The following is an 18,765-nucleotide window of genomic DNA, read 5'->3' on the forward strand; positions in this document are numbered from 1 at the left end:
CCTCGACGAGTGGCCGGAATGCCGTGGATCGGTAAGATCGCGCCATGCCTCATCTTGTCGCCATCCTGGCTTACGACCGGCTCTGCATGTTCGAGTTCGGCTGCGCGGTCGAGCTCTTCGCGCTCGAACGTCCGGAGCTCGGCGTCGACTGGTACCGGCACGCGATCTGCGCCGCGGAGCCGGGGCCCTTGCGCGGCACCGGCGGCGTGCGCATCGAGGCACCGCACACGCTGGCGATGCTGCGGCGCGCCGATACCGTCGTCATCCCCGGTTGGCGGGACGCCGCCGAGCGACCGCCCGAGGCGCTGCTCAAGGCCGTGCGCGCCGCCCACGCGCGCGGCGCGCGGCTGTGCACGATCTGCTCGGGCGTCTTCGTGCTCGCGCACGCGGGACTGCTCGACGGGAAACGCGCCACCACGCACTGGCGATATGCCGAGCGGCTCGCGCAGGCGTTCCCGCTGATCGACGTCGATCCGTCCGCGCTCTACGTCGACGAAGGCCGACTCGTCACCTCGGCGGGGTCCGCGGCCGGACTCGACATGCTCATGCACCTCGTGCGCCGCGATCACGGGCCGCGCGTCGCCAACGCGGTGGCGCAGCGGCTGGTGATGTCCCCGCACCGCGAGGGCGGTCAGGCGCAGTTCGTGCCGCGGCCGATGCCCACGGAGGAATCCAGCCCCATCGCCGTGCTGCAGGACTGGCTGCGCGCGCATCCCCGCGAGGCGCACACCGTCGCGTCGATGGCGCGCCGCGCCTTGATGAGCGCCCGCACGCTGCAACGCCGCTTCAAGGAGGCCACCGGGCTGGCGCCGCTCGAATGGCTGACGCGCGAGCGGGTCGCCATCGCGAAGGAGCTGCTCGAGACGCGCGAGTCGCTCGACGTCGAAGCGGTCGCGGATCTCTCCGGACTGGGCTCGCCGGAGTCGATGCGGCGGCACTTCCGGTTGATGGGGCTGCCGGCGCCGTCACGGTACCGCCGGCAGTTCGGCTGAGCGCTAGGCGCTTGGGCGGTCTGACGTTCTGCGTTCAGCAGCTTTCAGCGGTTCAACGGAACACGACGCAGGCCGCGCCCGGCATGGCGATGAAGCGGCCATCGAAACGCGGCAGTTCGTCCCCGTCGAGGTGGAACACGCCGATCTGATGACTGCGTTGCAGGCAGACCCACAACGCCCGGCCGTCCGGACTGAAGGTCGCGCTGCGCGGGTAGCTCCCCTGCGACCAGGTCTCGCCGCGCCACGCCGGACGGCCGTCCTCGTCGAGGTCGAAGACGGCGATCGCGTCGTGCAGCCGGTTCAGCGCGAACAGCCGGCGACCGTCCGGCGCGATGAGCAGGTCCGAGGCGTAACTCAGGCCTTCGAATCCGGGAGGCAGGCTGCTGAGCCGCAGCCGATGCGTCAACCCGCCGTCCTCGTCCAGGCCCAGCCAGTCGAGCGCGTTGGCCTGCTCGTTGAGCAGATAGGCCTGTCCCTCGGCCCGCGGATGGAAGACGAAATGGCGTGGGCCGGAGCCACTCGGCAGCGCGAGGCCGTTGAGTTCCAGCGGCGCCGTGTCATGCCCGTCGAGTCGCCACACCCTCAGCAGGTCACGCCCGAGGTCGCTCGCCAGCATCAGCGGCCATCGCGGATGGCGGCGCACCATGTGCGCATGCGTTGGCGCGGGCGTTGGCGTTGGCGTTGGCGCAGCGGTGCCGGCGGCGGCGGCGGGCGGGGTATCGATGGCGGAGGCGGTGTCGATACGCGGTGCGACGACGCGATCGGGTGCCCGGAGCGATCCGTCCGCGCCGATCGCCGCCCGGCGCAGCGTGCCGTCGCCGTAATGCGCGATCCACGCGTGGCGCGCCCGCTCATCCAGTGCCAGATGCACCGGCAAGGTTCCGCCGGTCGCATGCCGGGACAGCAGCGTCAGCGCACCGTCCGCCGCGTCGACGGCCAAGGTCGCCAGTTCATGACCGTCTTCCAGCAGCACATGCAGGCGGGTCCCGCCTTCGGCGAGATGCAGCCACGTCGGACTGCCCGGCAACGCCGCCGCAAGTCGTGCACGGACATGCCCGTCGGCATCGCGGACCAGCGCGTGGATGCCGGCGCATTGCGGGGCATAACCGCCCGCGTAGGCGAACGGCAAGCCCTCGGGCCGGGCAACGGGGAAGGTGGGGTCGGCAGGGGTCATCGGAGCGCGACTTTACGGCCACAATGCCCTGTCATGACCAGCTCCAGCCCGCCTCGCCGGCGGGCGCCGCGCGTATGCGTTTCGACGTCCCGACGCTGTTCAGCCTGATGCTGATCCAGTCCCTGGCGCTGGCGCTGCTGCTGCCGCTGCTGCTCGGCTGGTGCGACAGCATCGCCGCCCGGCGCGCGCAGCTGAGCGCGGCCGCGCAGGCCACCGGCTGGGCCTTGTTGCTGCTGCCGCCCGACGGCATGCGCCTGACGGCGATCGTGGCGCTGGGGCTGCTCAGCGTCAGCGTGACGCTGCTGTGGATGGCCGCCGACCGCTGGCTGCCCGGCCGGCTCGGCCGGCTCTTCCAGTACGGCATGCCGGTGCTGGTCATGGTCGGCTACGGCGCCGGCTGGGACAACTACGCGCTGCGCCTGGCCTGGTCCAACGGCTGCATCGGCTTGCAGATGCTCGCGCTCGGCGCGAGCCTGATGCAGCCCGTCAAGCGCGGCCCGGTTGGCAACCTGCGCTGGCGGCTGCTGTTCACCGTCAGCCTCGGCCTGCTGGCCGTGCTCAACCTGGCGCGCGCCTACCTGGCCGGCTTCGACACGGCGCACCTGCCCAGCTTCGACGCGCCGCATCCGCTCAACATGATGTTCGCGGTCGTCGCGAACGTCTGCGTGCTGGCGGCCGCGGTCGCGATCCTCGTGGCCTGGCGCGGCGAGAGCGAGGCCGAACTGCGCCGCCTCACCCAGATCGACGCGGCCACCGGACTGGCCAACCGCCGCGCCTTCCAGCAGCGCTCGGTGGACATGATCTCGATGGCGCGCCGCTACAGCGAGCCGCTGATGCTGATCGTGATGGACGTCGACGGCTGCAAGGCGATCAACACGACGCATGGCGAGGCCAAGGGCGATCAGGCCATCGCGCTGTTCGGCCGCTGCCTGGACGAGCAGAAGCGCCTGGGCGACGTCGTCGCGCGCATCGACGGCCAGCGCTTCGCCGTGCTGATGGCGCGCTCCGACCTGGTGGGGCCGCCCGCGCTCGACCGGCGGCAACGCGATGCGCTGCTCGAGCTGGCGCCGCGCGAGCTCGGCTTCCCGCTGGGCTACTCCGCCGGCTGGGCCAAGCTGCGCAACGGCGATCGCAACATCGAAGACCTGCTGCACCGCGCCGAGGCGGCGCTGTATGCCGCCAAGCGCCAGGGCAAGGGGCGCCTGTGCGCCGAACCGGGGCTCGAGGCCGAGCTCAGCGTGGCCGTTCCGGCCTGAACGCGCCGCGTTCGCCGCCGTCGCGCGGCAATCGCCCAGTCGACAAGTGCCGGCCACCAACTGGCATGACGTTTGCGTCAGGGTTTTCCAGGTCCCGCCGCCCGCCCCGCGATCGGTCGGGACACCGTCGTACCAAGACCTGGAGTTCCCGCCCATGCATGTCGCCCTCAGCCCCACGGCCGTCCACGCCCGAGCCCCTCGCGCCCTCAATCCGCTGGCCAGCGATGCCGCCGCGTCGCAGCACCTGCAGCGCGCGCCGATGGAGATCGTCAAGCTGACCTCCCGCGACCTGCAGTGGCTCCCCGCCCTGACGACCCTGCTCATCGACAACGTCCACCTGGGCGCCACGCTGGGTTTCCTGGCCCCGCTGTCGCGCTACCAGGCGCTCGACTACTGGCACGGCGTGTTCGCGCGTCTGGGCCAGCACCACATGCTGTGGATCGCCTGCGAGGCCGAAGGTCCCGGCCGTCTGCTGGGCGCCGTCCAGCTGTCGCTGTGTCCGCTGGCCAATGCGCACCACCGTGGGGAAGTCCAACGGCTGATGGTGCACAGCCAGGAACGCAGCCGCGGCGTGGCCGGACAGCTGATGTCGCGACTGGAATGCGCGGCGGCGACGCAAGGCCGCTTCCTGCTGCAGCTCGAGACCTGCGCCGATTCCCAGGCGGAAGCGGTGTTCGCGCACCTCGGCTGGCAGCGCGCCGGCCAGATCCCCGATCACTGCCACGGCGCCGAGGGTCAGTTGCAGGCGGCCGCGATGTACTACAAGCGTCTGCCCCATCTGGTCTGAGACCTGGCCCCGGACGCGCAGGCGTCCGCGGGGCCTGCGCCCCTTCCGCGGGCAGCGCCCTTCCTGGGCGATGCGTTCTTCAGCGCGCTTCCAGCATCCCCGCGAGCAACGCCTCGATGCGCTTCGCTCGCGCCGCGACGCCGCCCAGCGCGGCGAGCCCGCCCTGCTCCAGCATCACCAGGCCGTGCAGTCCGGCCCAGAGCGCTGCCGCACGCGCGGCGGGCAGGGCCGCCGAGGCGATCAGCCCGTCCAGGCCCGCGATCAGCGACTCGCGCAGGGTCACCGGCGTGTCGAGCATCAGCAGGCGGTAGTCGTGCGGGTGCTGCAGTCCCCAGTTCACGAAGGCGCGCGCGACCGCGGCGGCCTCGCCGCCTGAGGCCGCGCCGTCCGCCGCGCCCTGCAGGCGGGTGAGCAGCGTCCGCAGGCTGTCCTCGGCCAGGCGCGCGAGCAGCTCGCCCTTGTCGTGGAAGAAGCTGTAGAGCGTCGCGTGCGAGTAGCCCACGGCCGCGCCGACTTCGCGCAGCGTCAGGGCGTCCGCGCCGCGTTCGACGAAGAGTTCGCGCGCGGCAGCCAGGATGCCGGCCTCCAGCGCGAGCTTGTGCGCCGCGCGCCGTTGCTGGGAAGCGGTCGGCGGCACGCCGGCATCGGCGCCGAGGTCCAGCGCCGCGTCGCCGTCGAGTTGTCCCTCGTTCAACGCCTTGCGCTGCGCCTGGCGCTTGAGGGGGCCCTCCGGCTTGACCACCTTCTGCCGCACCCGCGGCTGGGGCTTCGCCGACGGTCGCCCCTGCGCCGCGCCGTCCGGCCCGTCCTGCACGACGCCGGAGGTGTTGTGCAGGCCCTTCGGACCGCTCGGACGCGGATCCGGCATCGGCGCGCGGCTGCCGCTTGTGGATTTGCTAACCATTGGTTAGTATTTGATCGACGGTTTCAATGAAGACTGAACGATGCCACAAATGCCTGCGACTGACCATGCCGATGCGCTCCCCGCCCGGCCGCAGCTGGAAGCCGTCTCCGTCACGCATCCTGACGCGGTGCTGTTGATGCATCAGCTCAGCCAGCGGTTGGCATCGCTCAGCGGCGATTCCGGCGCCAGCGGATTCGAGGCCGCGTCGATGCCGGCGGGGCGGTCCTTGTTCCTGGTCGCGCGGGGCGAAGCTGGCGCCCTCCTCGGCTGCGGCGCGGTCCGCCCGCTCGCGCAGGCCGGCGCAGCGCCGGTGGCCGAGCTCAAGCGGATGTTCGCCCGCGACGGCACCCGCGGCGTCGGCGCCGCACTGCTGTTCGCGTTGGAGCAGGAAGCCCTCGCCATGGGCTATCGCGCGCTGTGGCTGGAAACGCGACGCGTCAACGACCGCGCGCTGCGCTTCTATCGGCGGCACGGCTACACCGAGATCCCGAACTACGGCAGCTATGTCGGTCGCGAGGAAGCGGTGTGCCTCGGCAAGCCGCTGCGCGTCGCCAGCATCGCAGCCGTCGCAGCCGTCGCAGCCGACCCCACCGTCTCTTCGTTGCACCGGCAACCCAAGGAACCCTCATGGACCTGATCGAACTGCGCGGCACCGACCGCGACTGGATGCCGGCACTCGGCGAGCTGTTCTTCGACGTCGTCGACGGCGGCGGCTCGCTGGGATTCCTCGAGGACGTGGACGAGGCGCAGATGCGCGAGTACTGGGAAAGTGTGTTCGGTCAGCTCGGCCCGCGCCACCGGCTGTGGGTGGCGCGAGACGGCGATCGCGCGCTCGGCACGGTGCAGCTGTCGATCTGCGGCAAGCCCAATCAGCGTCATCGGGCGGACGTGATGAAGCTGATGGTCCATCGCGACGCGCGGCGCCGCGGCGTGGCCGTCCAGCTGATGGACGTGCTGGAGCGGACCGCGCGGGAAGCGGGCCTCAGCCTGCTGACCCTCGATACCGAAGTCCGGTCGGCCGCGGAAACCTTCTACCAGTCGCAAGGCTTCCAGCGCGCCGGCGAGATCCCGTTCTTCACCACGAACCCGCGCGGGGAGCTGCACGGCACGGCGCTGTACTGGAAGCAGCTGGCGTAAGCGACAGGCGGTCCGCGCCTCAGCGGGACACGCGCATCAGCTTGCCACCATCGGTCACCGTCAGCAGCGCGCCGTCGCGCGCCTGGATCACGTCGCGGAAGCGCTCGCCCAGATCCCCGAACATCTTCTCCTTGCCCGTCACCGTGTCGCCGTTCAGCGTGAGGCGCCACAGCGCCGTCCCGGCCAGCGAGCCCGAGATCAACTGCCCGCGCCACTCCGGGAACATGCTGCCCGTGTAGAAGGCCAGCCCCGCCGGCGCGACCGAGATCGGCGTCCAGGTGGTCAGCGGTTCGACGTAGGTCGGCGCGTGCGTGCCTCCGCCGATGCGGCAGGCGTCGCCGACCGGCGAGCCGTACTCGCAGCCGTAGCTCTTGATCGGCCAGCCGTAGTTCTGGCCGGCGCGCGCGATGTTGACCTCGTCGCCGCCTTGCGGGCCGTGCTCGGTGATCCACAGCTCGCCGGTCTGCGGATGCAGCGCGGCGCCCTGGATGTTGCGGTGGCCGTAGCTCCAGATGCCCGGCCTGGCGCCCGCGGCGAAGCTCGGGTTGTCCGCCGGGATGCTGCCGTCCCGGTTCACGCGGATCACCTTGCCCAGCGTCTGCTGCAGGTCCTGCGACGGGCTGCCCTTCATGCGCTCGCCGGTCGTGATGTAGAGCGTCTTGTCGCGCGCGAAGACCAGCCGCGAGCCATAGTGGCCCGTGCCGTCGACCTTGGGCGACTGGCGGAAGATCACCTGCACGCCGGTGAGCGCGTCGCCCTCGAGACGGCCGCGTGCGACGGAGGTACCGGCCTTGCCGGACTCGGCGCCGGTGCCCGCTTCCGAGTAGGAGAAGTAGACCCAGTTGCTGCCCGCCGTCGCGAAGTCCGGATCGATCGCAATGCCGAGCAGCCCGCCCTGCCCGCTGTCCAGCACCTTGGGCAGGCCGGTGATCGTCGCCTCGGTCTTGCCGGCCGCGGAGAGCCGCACGATCGTGCCGCCCTTCTGCGTCACCAGCATCCGGCCGTCGGGCAGCTGCACGAGGCCCCAGGGACGATCGAGCGTGCTGTTGAGCGTCTGCATGGTGGGCGCCCCAGCACCGCCGCCGGGTTGGGTCGGCGCGGCGGTGTCGTCGCCGCCGCCGCTGCCGCCGCCGCCGCACGCCGTGGCCGCCAACGCGACCGCCAATGCCGACATCCATTCCGCCACGCTCATGCCCGTTCTCCTTGTGCTGATCGCGAGGCTTGGCCAGGAGTCCGGCCGCCCGCGCCGGCGTCACGACGCCGTGAAGGCGACGAGTCTAGGCCGACGCCGCGACGGCGTTGCAAGCGTTTGAAATCGGCCCCGCCGATGCCATGCCCCACGCCGGCAATCGCCGTGCGCGCCCGCCCCCGGGCCGGATGGCCCTGCTTGTGCAGGCCCTGCGCTTCCTCTACCCTGACCGCAATCCGGCTCCAGACCCACGTCCAACTCTCCTGAGAGGAGCGAGCCATGTCCCCCAGTCCCTCCCCCGACCCGGAAGGCGCTCCCGCCGGCAGTCCAGGCGGCGCCGCGCTGCCCCGGCATCCCGGCATCGCGGCGATCCGCACCCTGGCGCTGGCCGGTCCGGCCGGCGCCGGCAAGACCTCGCTGGCGGAGGCCCTGCTGCTGAAGGCCGGCGCCATCAAGACCGCCGGCAGCATCGAGAAAGGCAGCACGGTCAGCGACCACGATCCGCTCGAGAAACGGATGCTGCACTCGCTGCAGGTCTCGCAGATGCACATCGCGCACGAGGGCCTGCGCATCCACCTGCTCGACACGCCCGGCGCGCCCGATTTCATCGGGCAGGCGCTGCCGGCGCTGGAAGCGGTCGAATCGGTCGCCGTCGTCGTCAACGCGCAGAACGGCCTCGAGCTGATGGTGCGCCGGATGATGGACGCGGCGGCGGGACGCGGCCTGACGCGCCTGATCGTGGTCAACCGGATCGATGCGCCGGGCGTCGATGCCCAGGCCCTGCTCGCCCAGCTGCAGGACGCCTTCGGCCGCGAATGCCTGCCGCTGAACCTGCCCGCCGCGGGCGGCGCGCGCGTGCAGGACTGCTTCTTCGGCTGCAGCGGCGAGAGCGATTTCGGCTCGGTCGAGGCAGCCCACCGGGCGCTGGTGGAGCAGGTGGTCGAGGTCGATCCGGACTTCGTCGACCGCTACCTCAACGACGGCGACGTGCCCGCCACCGAGCTGCACGCCCCGTTGGAGCAGGCCTTCCGCGAGGGGCACCTGATCCCCGTGTGCTTCGTGTCCGCGCGCACCGGGGCGGGCGTCGCGGAGCTGCTCGACGTGATCGAGAAGCTGCTGCCCAACCCCTACGAGGCCAACCCGCCGCAGTTCATGCGGCGCGAAGGCGACGAGGCGGAGCCGCTGATCGTCGCGATGGATCCGGCGCAGCACGTGGTCGCGCACGTCTTCAAGATCCAGTCCGATCCCTACCTCGGCAAGCTCGCGATGCTGCGCATCCATCAGGGCACGCTCAAGAAGAACGCCCAGCTCTTCGTCGGCCATGCGCGCAAGGCGGTGCGGGTCGCCCACCTGTTCATGCTGCAGGGCAAGGAACACGTGGAGATCGAGCAGGCGCTGCCCGGCGACCTGTGCGCGCTGGCCAAGATCGACGAGCTGCACTACGACGCGGTGCTGCACGACGCGCAGGAGGACGAGCACCTGCACCTGGCGCCGATCGCGCTGCCGACGCCGGTGCACGGCGTGGCGATCCGGCCCAGCCGGCACGGCGACGAGCAGCGCCTGTGGGAGGTGCTGACGCGCCTGGTCGAGGAAGACCCCTGCCTGCGCCTGGAACGCGGCGGCAGCCAGGAGGAAGGCCTCGGCCCGCAGGGCGGCGAGACGCTGGTCTACGGGCTCGGCGAACTGCACCTGCGGGTGCTGCTCGATCGGCTCAAGGAGTCCTACAAGTTCGACGTCCAGACCCAGCCGCCGCGGATCGCCTACCGCGAGACGATCTCGGCGACAGCCGAGGGCCATTACCGCCACAAGAAGCAGACCGGCGGCGCGGGGCAGTTCGGCGAGGTGTGGCTGCGCATCGAGCCGCTGGCGCGCGGCGCGGGCTTCGAGTTCCGCGACGAGGTCAAGGGCGGCACCATCCCCGGCCAGTTCATGCCGGCCGTCGAGAAGGGCGTGCGGCAGGCGCTGGCGCAGGGCGTCGTGGCCGGGTACCCGGTCGTCGACCTGCGGGTGACGGTCTTCGACGGGAAGCACCATTCGGTGGACTCCAAGGAAGTCGCCTTCATCACGGCGGGCAAGCGGGCGCTGATCGCGGCGGTGCGCGAGGCCCGGCCGGTGGTGCTGGAGCCGATCGTGCAGGTCGAGATCAGCGCGCCGGAAAGCGCCACCGGCGACATCACCGGCGACCTGGCGGCGCGGCGCGGCCAGGTGCTCGGGACGCGGGGCAGCGTGCCGGGGCAGATCGGCGTCGACGGGCTGGTGCCGCTGGCGGAGTTGAGCGCCTACCAGAACCGCCTCAACGCGATGACCAGCGGCCAGGGGCGCTACACGATGGTGCTGTCCCACTACGAGGCGGTGCCCCCCAATACGCAGGCGCAACTGGCGGCCGGCTACCACCTGAAGGAGGAGGAATAGCCACCCGCGGTGGTTCGAGTCCCCCCGCCGTAGCGCTACCACGCCGATGGGCACGGTGCGAGCCCCGGGGGCGGGGCCGGCCGTTTGTGAACGAAGCTTTATCATCGGGGGATGTGTTCCGCCCACCGAGACGTCGCGCAGATCCGCCTGGACAACGCGATGCGCTTGTTCGACGAGTTTGTTGCCGCGACGATCAAACATCCCGATGCCGCCGCCTTGCGCGGCCTTGAGCGCCGCTTCGCCGAGCGCTTGCAGATCCAGCCCAGCTACTGGAGCCAGATCAAGAGCCGTTCGCGGCAGATCGGGGAACGCCTGGCCCGGCAGTTCGAACAGCTGACCCACAAGCCCAACGGCTGGATGGACCAGGAGCACGGTCCGCTCGGCAGCGCCGCACCGGCGGTCGGCGGTACCTCGCAGGGCAACACGGCTTTATCAAGCGCAAGCCGGCCGGCCTCCGCGGACAGCTCCTCCAGCATGCCGCAGGACGACGATGAGCGTTTCATCGTCGGCCTGGTGCTCACCTACTACCGTCGGCATCCGCAACGGGCGCGCACGCGCCTGCTGGACCTCCTGGGCGAGGTGCTCACGCCGCCCGCGCCGAACGCGCCCCCGGTGCTAGCCCCCAAGACTGCAGCGCCTGCAGCCTCCGACGTCGACGACTGGCACAAGCTGCAGCGGAGCATCGCGCCGCTGAAGAGCAAGAAGCGCTGACGCGCTTCCGCCGCACTTCCCGCTCCCCCGCTCCCGCCCCCTGACCACGCCACGCCGATCCGGCCGGCGGCGGCCTGCGCGCGTCCCGTCGCCCTGGGACAACGCCCGGGCAAAATCACTTGCGCTTGATAATCAGATGTTTATCATCTGCGCAACTTTTGAGCCCCCGCCGCAACGGCCGCGCAGTCAGGCGCCGTCCCGGGACCGAGGCGCTCATGCCGTTCGACCCCTTTTCCGTCCGTCCGTCCGTCTATCTGAAGGAGGCTGCCATGGCCCAGTTCACCACTCCCCGTCCGCGTCTCGCCATCACACCGCGCAAGCCGCGCAATCCCTTCGTGGCCCTCAGCCACGGTCGTTCCGCGGGCCGTCACGGCCCCTCCGCCGGCGGTCGCCGCCAGCAGGAACAGCAGGCCCTGAAGCGGGCGCTTCAGCGGCACGACGACCCCAGTCCTTGAACGGGCCGCCTCCGACGGAACGGGATGTCCTCCCGGTCCGGCGCAGGCCGCCCAGGGAGACAAGAAATGCAAGAGATCACCTTGATGCCGGGCCGCATGCATGGCCTGGTCCGCCAGCAGAGCCTCCGCGGCTGGCTGGCGATCCTGCTGCTCAGCGCCGGCGGGCGCCTGATCAGCTGGGCGTGGCATGTCGCGCCGGCGGCAGGTCGGGAAGCACCGGCCGCCGGGCTGGAGTTCCATGCCGACGCCGACGGCGCCGGCCGGATCTACGTCGACGGCCAACTGCAGGGCACCCTCGCGGGTGTGCAACGGCTGTGATGCCGGTCTGGCTCGCGGTCGCCGTGGCCGCGCTGGGGATCAAGCTCGCGGGCGCCGAGCCGATATACGATGAACAACGTTCACCGTGCATCGCCGCCCACGCGTCGACCCCCCTTCATGACCCAGAGCGCTCCGCCCGCTGCGTCTGCCCCATCCGGGAACGGGCCGGGCAGTCTGCAGACGTCGTTTCAGCCGCTGACCCGGCCCTTGCCGGATCTGGCGGCCTGGACGGCCCGCTTCCGCGACATGGAGATTCCGGTGCTGGCCAGCACGGCCGAGCAGCTGGAGCTCTGGCGCGCGAATGAGGACGCGGTCGACGCGCACCTGCTCGGCGAGTTCCTGAGCAAGGATCCGCTGATGACGCTCAAGCTGCTGGCGCATGCCGCCTCGCAGCGCTCCAGCCGGCTGCTGACCGACACCGAGACGGTCACGGCCGCGCTGGTGCTGATGGGCATCACCCCCTTCTTCAAGGCCTTCGGCGTACAGCCGACGGTCGAGCAGCGGCTGGCGGACCGGCCGGACGCGCTGGCCGGCGTGCAGCGGGTGCTGCATCGCGCCGAGCGCGCCGCCCGCTTCGCGCTGGGCTTCGCCGCGCACCGCGCGGATCCGGACGCGGCCGTCATCCACAGTGCCGCGCTGTTGCACGACTTCTCCGAAATGCTGCTGTGGTGCGAGGCGCCCGATCTGGCACTCGAGATCCAGCGCCGTCAGGAGGCCGATCCGGCGCTGCGCAGCGTCGCGGCGCAGCGCGCGGTGCTCAACGTGGAGCTCGGCGACCTGGAACAGGCGCTGATGCGCACCTGGCACCTGCCGGAACTGCTCGCCCACATCGTCGACGACAAGAAGGTCCACGACCCGCAGGTCCGCAGCGTGATGCTGGCGGTCCGCCTGGCGCGACACACCGCGCAGAGCTGGGAGAATCCGGCCGTGCCGGACGACCTCATCGAGATCGGCGAGCTGATGAGCCTTTCTCCGGCCCACACGCTGAAGCTGGTCCACGAGGTCGACGGCGTCGTCTGACGCGCGCGCGGCGTTACGCTGTCCGCTTCACACGACGCGGACACCGCGAGGAGACAGCATGGCCGGCCCCGATCAAGCGTTCTGGCAACAGCGGTTCGAGACCGGTCAGACCGGCTGGGACCGCGGCGCGCCGCATCCGCAGCTGGCGGTCTGGTTGAGCGAAGGCCTGCTCGGCAAGGGCCAGCGCATCGGGGTGCCGGGCTGCGGTCGAGGCCACGAGTTGGCTGTCCTGGCCCAGGCGGGACTTGACGTGACCGGGCTCGACTACACGCCGGCGGCCGTCGAGAGCGCCCGCGCCCAGCTCAGGGACGCGCATCTGCCCGGACGGGTCGAGCAGGCGGACGTGCTGGCCTGGCGTCCGGACCAGCCGCTCGACCTGGTCTATGAGCAGACCTGTCTCTGCGCGCTGCACCCCGATCAATGGACCACCTACGCCGAGCAGTTGCAGCGCTGGCTCAAGCCCGGCGGGCGGCTGCTGGCGCTGTTCATGCAGGCCCGGCGCGAAGAGTCCGAGCACGGCCAGGTGATCGGCCCGCCGTACCACTGCGACATCAACGCGGTGCGCGCGCTGTTCCCGCTCGCCCTTTGGAAGTGGCCTGCGCCGCCCTACCCGCAACGTCCCCACGAACGGGGATGGTTCGAATTGGCGGTGGTGCTGGAACGCCGCTGAAGGCCTCTGTCAGACCGGCAGCGCCGTGGTGTTCTTCAAACGGTCCAGGACGAAACTCGTCTTGCAGTCCTGCACGCTGGGGTGGCGCAGCAGCGTGTCGCTGATGAAGCGGGCGTAGTGGCTCATGTCTTCGACGAGCACGCGCAGCAGGTAGTCCATCTCCCCCGTCAGGGCGGCGCATTCCACCACTTCGGGCCAGGTCTGGACCGCCGCGCGGAACAGGTCCATCGGCGTGCGCTTGTGGCTCTCGGTGTGCTTCTCGAGCCGGACATTGATGTAGGCCGTGAGCCCGAGTCCCACGCGCTCAGGATTGACCAAGGCCACATAGGCGGTGATCACGCCGCCTTCCTCCAGCCGCCGGACGCGCCGCAGCACCGCGGACGACGACAGGTTGACCTGTGCCGCCAACGCGTCGTAGGTCATGCGGCCATCGGCCTGAAGGGCGTGGAGGATGCGTCGGTCGATCGCATCAAGCTCGATCTGCTTGTCCATGTCGGGATTCTTGCAGGATTCCTGCGCGCCGCCCGTTGGGGGCGACGTGGATCGCAGAATTCCTGCGCCTCCCACCTTCTACAGTGACGCCATCGCATTCCTGACCAGATCCCCTTGACCGGGTATCGGAGACCAACATGGCATTCACCCCCTGGGACAACCCGATGGGCACCGACGGTTTCGAATTCATCGAATTCGCCGCGCCCGATCCCGCCGCGCTCGGCGCGCTGTTCACCTCGATGGGCTTCGTCGCCGTCGCGCGCCATCGCCACAAGAACGTGACGCTGTATCGCCAGGGCGACGTCAACTTCATCATCAACGCCGAGCAGGATGCCTTCGCGCAACGCTTCGCGCGCCTGCACGGCCCGTCGATCTGCGCGATCGCGTTCCGCGTCAAGGACGCTGCCTTCGCCTATCGCCGCGCGCTGGAGCTGGGCGCCTGGGGCTTCGACAACAAGGCCGGCCCCATGGAGCTGAACATCCCGGCGATCAAGGGCATCGGCGACTCGCTGATCTACTTCGTCGACCGCTGGCAAGGCAAGAACGGCGCGGCCGCCGGCGAGATCGGCAACATCAGCATCTACGACGTGGACTTCGTGCCGCTGCTCGACGCCGAAGGCAAGCCGGTGCAATCGACGCCCAAGGGCCATGGCCTGACCTACATCGACCATCTGACCCACAACGTCTTCCGTGGCCGCATGAAGGAATGGGCGGAGTTCTATGAGCGGCTGTTCAACTTCCGCGAGGTCCGCTACTTCGACATCGAAGGCAAGCTGACCGGCTTGAAATCCAAGGCGATGACCAGCCCCTGCGGCAAGATCCGTATCCCGATCAACGAGAGCAGCGACGACAAGAGCCAGATCGCCGAGTACCTGGACCTGTACCACGGCGAAGGCATCCAGCACGTGGCGCTGGGCACCGACGACATCTACGCCAGCATCGAAGGCATGCGCGGGACCGGCGTGGTCTTCCAGGACACGATCGAGACCTACTACGACCTGATCGCGAAACGCCTGCCCGAGCACAACGAGAACCTCGACGAGCTGCGCCGACTGCGCATCCTGATCGACGGCGCCGCGCACCAGGGCGCACCGCACGAGCTGCTGCTGCAGATCTTCACCAAGGAAGTGATCGGCCCGATCTTCTTCGAGATCATCCAGCGCAAGGGCAATGAGGGCTTCGGCGAAGGCAACTTCAAGGCGCTGTTCGAGAGCATCGAGCTCGACCAGATCCGCCGCGGCGTGTTGAAGGCCGACGCCTGATCACCGCCTGACTCAACCCGCCCGGCTCCTCTTTTCGGGGGAGCCCTGGGCGGGCTCATCCAGCAGCAGCATCGCCCGTTCGAAGGCCTGGGGCTCGAACACCAGCTGCAGATGTCCCCGCGCCGGGAGGTGCAGGACGCGGGCTCCCGGCAGGATCGCCGTTTCCGCCGGGAACACGATCTGGTCGCAGTGCCCATAGAGGCAATCGAAATGGCTGGCGAACGGCGCCGGCTCATCACGCGCCATCTGGTTCAGCCATTCCGAATCGCCGCGCATCTGACGGGCGTTTTCGGTGGTGCCAAGCTTTGCCAGCAGGGTGCCGTGATGCGGCGTGCCCAGCGTCAGGATGCGATGGATCCGATCGAAGGCGTGACCCTGGCTGCGCCACCAGGCGCGGGCGCTCAAGCCCCCCATGCTGTGGGCGACGATCAGCGGGGCCTGACCGGTGCGCTCCTGCAGCGCGCGCATCGCGGCGTCGATCTGTGGCGCGTAGCGGTCGATCGAGCCGAATGCCGGCTCCTGCGTGACGGCGATGAAGGGGATGCCTCGCGCGCGCAAGGCCTTCATCCAGCCGTTCCACAACCCACGGTTGCAGCTGTAGCCATGCAGGAACACGATGCCGCGCCGACCTTTCGCCTGCGTGTCGTCGGGCAGGAAATCGGGCTCCCGGTGCTCCGCCCAGGGCTGCTGCCAGCTGAACACCTTCGTCACCACGACGACCTCTCGCCACCAGGCCTCCAGCAGGTCGCCGAGCGGGGCGGTGGGCAGTCCCGGTGCCGGCGGGACGACGCGCAAGACGAGGAAGTGCGGCAGCATCGTCAGCGGCGGGCCGAGCACGAACACCGCCAGCACGGCGAGGCCGACCCCGACACTCCAGTGGCCGCCCGCCCACAAGGCCAGCAGTGGGCCGACGATCCAGCGAAACAGGGAAGTGAGGCGCTGCAGCCTGCCGTTCATCCGGGCTCCAAGGCAAAGCGTCGAGTGTAGGGGCCGGCTCAAGATCGCCCCCGCTTCGGAAACTACCGACTGCCCGCGTGCCGCGCCTCGGGACGCCCGCCTTGTCCCTCACGTGACGAGTCGGCCTAGGGCATCCCCGCTACGACGAGACCGTGCCAGCAGCCAGCATCGGCAGTTCCTCCGGGGCTCGCCCCTCCCACACATCAAGAACGCGACGAGGAGACATGACTGCAACGCACACCGACAAGCCCTGGCTGAAGAACTATCCGCCGGGCGTCCCCGCTGAGATCCCCGTCGACGTCTATCCCTCGCTGGTCGCCTTGCTGGAAGAGGCATTCCGCAAGCACGCGCGGCGCGATGCAGCCGCTTGCATGGACCAACGCCTGAGCTTCGCGCAGGTGGACGAACTCTCGACCGCGCTTGGCGCCTGGCTGCAGCAGCGCGGCTTGGCGCGCGGCGCACGCGTCGCCATCATGATGCCGAACGTCCTGCAGTACATGGTGACGATCGCCGCCATCCTGCGCGCCGGGTATGTGGTCGTGAACGTCAATCCGCTGTACACGCCTCGCGAGCTCGAGCATCAGCTGAAAGATTCCGGCGCCGAAGCGATCATCGTGCTGGAGAACTTCGCCAAGACCTTGTCGGAGGTCATCGACCGGACGCAGGTCAAACACGTGGTACTCACCGGGTTGGGCGACATGCTGGGCTGGTGGCGGCGGCCGCTGATCAACTTCGTCATCCGACATGTGAAGAAGATGGTGCCAGAGTTCCGGCTGCCGCTCACGGGCGGCCGCACGGTCACGCGCTTCAACAAGGCACTGGCGGATGGGGCCGGCATGTCACTCAAGCCGGTGCAGATCGGCGCGGAGGATCCAGCCTTCCTGCAGTACACCGGTGGCACCACTGGGCTATCCAAAGGCGCCACGCTGCTGCATCGCAATGTCGTCGCCAACATCCTGCAGAGCGAGGCATGGTTCGCGCCGATGCTCAACAAGCTTGGCGACAAGCCCCTGACCATTGTCTGTGCGCTGCCGCTGTATCACATTTTCGCGCTGACGGCCTGCTACATGCTGGGCGCTCGCATGGGGATCATGAATCTGCTGATCCCCAACCCGCGCGACATTCCGGGCCTGATCGCCACGCTGCGCAACTACCGGGTGAACATGTTCCCGGCAGTCAACACGCTGTTCAATGCGTTGGCGAATGACCCCGCATTCGCCAAGCTCGACTTCAGCGAGTTGGTGATTTCGAACGGAGGGGGCATGGCCGTTCAGCAAGCCACGGCAGAGAAGTGGGCGCGCATCACGGGCTGCCCCGTGGTCGAGGGTTATGGGCTCTCGGAAACCTCGCCGGTCGCCACGGTCAATCGGCTGGATCTGTCGCAGTTCAACGGGTCGATCGGCCTTCCGGTGCCGAACACGGAGATCGCCATCCGCGACGACGACGGCAATGACGTACCGCTCGGACAGCGCGGTGAAATCTGCATCCGCGGGCCGCAGGTGATGGCTGGCTACTGGAATCGTCCGGAAGACACTGCACAAGCCATCGGCCCGGACGGCTTCTTCAAGACTGGCGACATCGGCGTCATGGACGCCGAGGGCTTCACGCGCATTGTCGATCGCAAGAAGGACATGATCCTGGTCAGCGGCTTCAACGTTTATCCGACCGAGATCGAGCAGGTTGTGAATTTGCATCCCGGGGTGCTTGAATGCGCGGCGATCGGGGTGCCGGATCAGCATTCAGGTGAAGCGGTAAAACTCTTCGTGATCAAGAAGGATCCGGCGCTGGCCGAGGAGGATCTTTCCGCCTATTGCCATAAGCAATTAACCGGCTACAAGCGTCCTAAATACATCGAGTTCAGGGATGAGTTGCCGAAGACGAATGTTGGCAAGATCCTGAGGCGCGAGCTGCGCCAATGACGGGGCAGTGCTGAAACGATTCTTGCGACGATGAGCCATCCTCCCCTCCCGGATAACATCACGGTACTCGAGCGAGGATGGCTTTCATCCAACAATATCCTTCTGCATGGCTCCACGGCGGCTGAGGGTGCTGTACTGGTCGACACGGGCTATTCCACCCATCGCGAGCAGACACTGGCATTACTCGCTGGCGCACTCAGACCGAAAGAGGCGATCCGACTCATTGCCAACACCCATCTGCATTCCGACCACTGCGGTGGAAACGCCGCTGTTTCACAGGAATATCGCTGCGCCATTCTGATACCGCCCGGCGAATTCTCCGCGGTCGAGCGCTGGGACGAGCCGGCACTGTCTTATCGCGCGACCGGGCAACGGTGCGAGCGTTTCAATCCCACGGGCAAACTGATTCCGGGGGATACGCTACGGCAGGGAGAGCTTGAATGGCAAATTCATGCGGCACCCGGACACGACCCTCATTCCGTGATCCTCTTCGAACCCGCAGGTCGAACGCTCATCTCAGCTGACGCGCTCTGGGAGCGTGGCTTCGGCATCGTCTTTCCGGAACTTGACGGCGACGACGCATTCGCGGACGTCGGGGCAACGCTCGACATCATCGAAAGTCTCGACCCGCAACTCATCATTCCTGGCCATGGCTCGCCATTTCGAGATCTGCGTGGGGCATTGATCGCTGCACGAGAAAGACTGGAGTACTTCCAGCGTGAACCCGCACGACACGCCGTTCATGCGGCCAAGGCGCTAACGGTCTTCCACATGCTCGAAACGCAAGAGAGTTCGATCGATGATTTGATGACGTGGCTCAGTGAGACCCCCATTCTTATCAGCACGTGGGCGCGCCTTGCCGATGAGAAGCCACTTCTTGAATGGATGGTCCAATTGGTACAAGCATTGGTACGAGCGGGTGCCCTGCGCCAGACGTCGACGACGATATTCGCCTGTTGAAGCCCGCTCATTGAATCCGGAGCCGCAAAAGACAAAACCCCTCGATCATTGCTGATCGAGGGGTTTGGCGGTGTATTAGCCTGACGATGACCTACTTTCACACGGGAATCCGCACTATCATCGGCGCTGAGTCGTTTCACGGTCCTGTTC

Annotated in this window: 19 protein-coding genes; 14 read left to right on the plus strand and 5 right to left on the minus strand. The window is 68.7% G+C overall.

All coding sequences use genetic code 11. From position 1 onward, the window contains the following. Positions 1-44: 44 nt before the first annotated feature. A complete protein-coding gene (gene ftrA / locus AC07O8_RS16585) occupies positions 45-992 on the plus strand; it encodes a transcriptional regulator FtrA (RefSeq protein ID WP_495049076.1) in 948 nt (315 codons plus the stop codon). Positions 993-1,044: 52 nt separating this feature from the next. Here the strand turns inward: ftrA and AC07O8_RS16590 are convergent, their stop codons facing one another. After that, positions 1,045-2,166, minus strand: coding sequence for a lactonase family protein (locus AC07O8_RS16590; protein ID WP_495049077.1), 1,122 nt, complete (start codon positions 2,164-2,166; stop codon positions 1,045-1,047). A 74-nt stretch (positions 2,167-2,240) separates the two neighbouring features. Between AC07O8_RS16590 and AC07O8_RS16595 the strand changes: the two genes are divergently transcribed. Both AC07O8_RS16595 and AC07O8_RS16600 read left to right on the plus strand, forming a co-directional pair. Continuing rightward, positions 2,241-3,422: a GGDEF domain-containing protein gene (locus AC07O8_RS16595; protein ID WP_495049078.1), complete on the plus strand. Its 1,182-nt coding sequence runs from the start codon at positions 2,241-2,243 to the stop codon at positions 3,420-3,422. A gap of 154 nt (positions 3,423-3,576) precedes the next feature. Further along, positions 3,577-4,209, plus strand: a complete 633-nt coding sequence (locus tag AC07O8_RS16600) for a GNAT family N-acetyltransferase (RefSeq protein WP_495049079.1) — start codon at positions 3,577-3,579, stop codon at positions 4,207-4,209. 79 nt (positions 4,210-4,288) lie between these two features. Here the strand turns inward: AC07O8_RS16600 and AC07O8_RS16605 are convergent, their stop codons facing one another. Further along, positions 4,289-5,113 carry a TetR/AcrR family transcriptional regulator gene (locus AC07O8_RS16605; RefSeq protein ID WP_495049080.1) on the minus strand — a complete coding sequence of 275 codons (825 nt, stop codon included), beginning with the start codon at positions 5,111-5,113 and terminating at the stop codon, positions 4,289-4,291. A 49-nt stretch (positions 5,114-5,162) separates the two neighbouring features. Between AC07O8_RS16605 and AC07O8_RS16610 the strand changes: the two genes are divergently transcribed. After that, positions 5,163-5,750 carry a GNAT family N-acetyltransferase gene (locus tag AC07O8_RS16610; protein ID WP_495049081.1) on the plus strand — a complete coding sequence of 196 codons (588 nt, stop codon included), beginning with the start codon at positions 5,163-5,165 and terminating at the stop codon, positions 5,748-5,750. Next, entirely contained in the window at positions 5,741-6,250 is a 510-nt protein-coding gene (locus AC07O8_RS16615; protein WP_495049082.1) for a GNAT family N-acetyltransferase, read from the plus strand. Before AC07O8_RS16610 ends, AC07O8_RS16615 begins: the two co-directional genes overlap by 10 nt. 19 nt (positions 6,251-6,269) lie before the next feature. Here the strand turns inward: AC07O8_RS16615 and AC07O8_RS16620 are convergent, their stop codons facing one another. Next, complete coding sequence (locus AC07O8_RS16620; protein ID WP_495049083.1) at positions 6,270-7,442, minus strand: PQQ-dependent sugar dehydrogenase; 1,173 nt, start codon at positions 7,440-7,442, stop codon at positions 6,270-6,272. A 276-nt stretch (positions 7,443-7,718) separates the two neighbouring features. Between AC07O8_RS16620 and fusA the strand changes: the two genes are divergently transcribed. From fusA to AC07O8_RS16650, 6 genes are all read left to right on the plus strand, one after another. Continuing rightward, positions 7,719-9,851: an elongation factor G gene (gene fusA, locus AC07O8_RS16625; protein WP_495049084.1), complete on the plus strand. Its 2,133-nt coding sequence runs from the start codon at positions 7,719-7,721 to the stop codon at positions 9,849-9,851. A 111-nt stretch (positions 9,852-9,962) separates the two neighbouring features. Next, positions 9,963-10,562, plus strand: coding sequence for a hypothetical protein (locus AC07O8_RS16630; protein WP_495049085.1), 600 nt, complete (start codon positions 9,963-9,965; stop codon positions 10,560-10,562). Positions 10,563-10,831: 269 nt separating this feature from the next. Further along, a complete protein-coding gene (locus tag AC07O8_RS16635; RefSeq protein ID WP_495049086.1) occupies positions 10,832-11,017 on the plus strand; it encodes a hypothetical protein in 186 nt (61 codons plus the stop codon). A 66-nt stretch (positions 11,018-11,083) separates the two neighbouring features. Then, complete coding sequence (locus AC07O8_RS16640) at positions 11,084-11,335, plus strand: hypothetical protein (protein ID WP_495049087.1); 252 nt, start codon at positions 11,084-11,086, stop codon at positions 11,333-11,335. A gap of 207 nt (positions 11,336-11,542) precedes the next feature. Beyond that, positions 11,543-12,355 (plus strand): HDOD domain-containing protein, encoded by an 813-nt coding sequence (locus AC07O8_RS16645; protein ID WP_495049088.1) that lies wholly within the window; start codon positions 11,543-11,545, stop codon positions 12,353-12,355. 58 nt (positions 12,356-12,413) lie between these two features. Beyond that, the gene (locus AC07O8_RS16650) at positions 12,414-13,025 is read left to right on the plus strand and encodes a methyltransferase domain-containing protein (protein WP_495049089.1); all 612 of its coding nucleotides are present in this window, start codon (positions 12,414-12,416) and stop codon (positions 13,023-13,025) included. A 9-nt stretch (positions 13,026-13,034) separates the two neighbouring features. On the opposite strand, the gene AC07O8_RS16655 is transcribed toward AC07O8_RS16650, so the two are convergent. Next, positions 13,035-13,517 carry an Lrp/AsnC family transcriptional regulator gene (locus AC07O8_RS16655; protein ID WP_088407753.1) on the minus strand — a complete coding sequence of 161 codons (483 nt, stop codon included), beginning with the start codon at positions 13,515-13,517 and terminating at the stop codon, positions 13,035-13,037. Between the two features lie 137 nt (positions 13,518-13,654). Here AC07O8_RS16655 and hppD point away from each other — a divergent pair, with 137 nt between their 5' ends. Further along, positions 13,655-14,779: a 4-hydroxyphenylpyruvate dioxygenase gene (gene hppD / locus AC07O8_RS16660; protein WP_495049090.1), complete on the plus strand. Its 1,125-nt coding sequence runs from the start codon at positions 13,655-13,657 to the stop codon at positions 14,777-14,779. Positions 14,780-14,791: 12 nt separating this feature from the next. Here hppD and AC07O8_RS16665 read toward each other — a convergent pair whose 3' ends face one another. Beyond that, positions 14,792-15,778 (minus strand): esterase/lipase family protein, encoded by a 987-nt coding sequence (locus AC07O8_RS16665; protein ID WP_495049091.1) that lies wholly within the window; start codon positions 15,776-15,778, stop codon positions 14,792-14,794. A gap of 182 nt (positions 15,779-15,960) precedes the next feature. Between AC07O8_RS16665 and AC07O8_RS16670 the strand changes: the two genes are divergently transcribed. Then, positions 15,961-17,655, plus strand: a complete 1,695-nt coding sequence (locus AC07O8_RS16670; RefSeq protein ID WP_495049092.1) for a long-chain-fatty-acid--CoA ligase — start codon at positions 15,961-15,963, stop codon at positions 17,653-17,655. Positions 17,656-17,685: 30 nt separating this feature from the next. Further along, entirely contained in the window at positions 17,686-18,615 is a 930-nt protein-coding gene (locus tag AC07O8_RS16675) for an MBL fold metallo-hydrolase (protein ID WP_495049093.1), read from the plus strand. Positions 18,616-18,765 lie beyond the last annotated feature (150 nt).

It is taken from the genome of Roseateles sp. GW821-FHT09G09, assembly GCF_059415965.1.